Source organism: Chitinophaga sp., assembly GCF_035564935.1.
GTDB lineage: Bacteria > Bacteroidota > Bacteroidia > Chitinophagales > Chitinophagaceae > Chitinophaga.
The window spans coordinates 1-1713 of sequence record NZ_DATMTE010000399.1 but is presented as its reverse complement, the minus strand read 5'-3'; the positions used below and the strand labels follow the sequence as shown (position 1 = coordinate 1713).

At 42.7% G+C, this 1713-nt stretch carries 1 protein-coding gene; it reads left to right on the top strand.

What is annotated here, in order from left to right:
• Positions 1-74 precede the first annotated feature (74 nt).
• A partial coding sequence (locus tag VN105_RS10515) for a tail fiber domain-containing protein (RefSeq protein WP_325640583.1) occupies positions 75-1713 on the top strand: 1639 nt, incomplete at its 3' end.

The window sequence follows — 1713 nt, the reverse complement described above, 5'->3', positions numbered from 1 at the left end:
CTTATTCTGAAGCAGGGCTTTGCTATTCAGGATTCTCTATAAACTTCCCCGACACATTTTAATACATATAATACATGAGAAAATTTATTCTTCCCCTTCTTCTGGCTACTGCATATTGCAGTAACTTTCAGGCACAAACGTCTAATGTGGGCATCGACACACCCAATCCAGGTTCGAAACTTACCGTGAATGGCTCATTTGCAGCCGCTTACAGAGCAGTAACAGGTAATTATACCATGACCGTAAACGATTATTACCTTGTTTCCAATAGCGCCGCAAACAGCACCGTTACTCTCCCGGCTGCGCAAGTAGGTTCCGGTAATTTTAAAGGTCGCCTATACGAAATCAAGAATACACACACAACCAGTACCCTTACGGTAGCAGCCAACGGCACGGAACTCATCGATGATGTCGGAGCAACAGGCCTGGCTTCTATCAGCATCGCTCCCGGTGATGGCGTTCTTCTAGTGAATAACGGCAATACTGCAGGGACAACCTGGGAAGTAGTCAGCTTTCACAGCGCTACCCCAACGAAAAGTTATGACTGGCTGAAAGCCGGAAACCAATTTCCTATTAATCCAGCAGATAACAGTACCACAATCTATCACTTAGGTGGTAATGTAGGTATTGGTACAGACGCGCCAACAGCCAAAGTAGATGTTGAAACCGGTAATATTGAACTTACCCAAGGAAATTCTTTACGATGGGGATCTGATGATACAGGAGAACGTATTTATTCTGCTTTAAACTTAGGTGGAAGTGGTAACAACATGTATTTAGAGTCACGAGAGTATATGTATTTTATTGCAGACCGCAATAATACCTCAGATGGCAACACTGTAGGTTTTGTCTGGGCTAGTGATACCAGCTGGGCAGATGGTACACCAAAGGAACTTATGCGACTTACTGATATTGGTAATGTTGGTATTGGCACTAATAATCCAACGGAAAAACTTCATGTAAATACTTCTGTCGTTAATGAAGGGATTGCCTTATCCCAGACCTCACTTACCAATACCGTAATGCTTAATTCTAATAGTGGTGGCGGATATCTTGGGTTTATCAATAACAGCGCCAGTACCGATGCCGCCCTTACTGCATACATCCAACACCGTGAGCCTACTGCCGCCAATGGTTATGCTAATGACTTATCATATAGCGCATCTGGTGGTACACACCATTTCCTTCAGGCGGTCGGGATCAATACTCCCACTCCTGCTGCCGGTTTCTGGCTAGATGTAGCTGGTAATATTCAATGTAATAATATCCAGTTAACTGCCTATGCGGGAGCAAGCAACAGGGAAATCGGGGTAAATACGGCCGGAAGTATCATTATTTATCCTTCGGATCAGCGTCTTAAAAAAGATGTTACTGATGTGAATGACGGTTTAAGTAAAGTCATGAAACTTCGCCCTGTATATTACAACTGGATCGATCAGAAGGAATATGGTAAGCAAAGAGAAGTTGGTTTTATCGCACAGGAACTGAATAAAATAATTCCTGAGGTGGCAAGTACTTTCAATAAAGACGGAGAAGAATACAATTCTGTGAATTATTCCAGGATAGTGGCAGTCCTTACAAAGGCTATCCAGGAGCAGCAAACTTTAATTGAAGCTCAAAACAAACGCATTGCCGAGCTTGAAGCTAAAGAAAAAACCGCCAAATCATTAGAAGAACGAGTAAAAAAAATGGAAGAACTGATTGGCACACAAT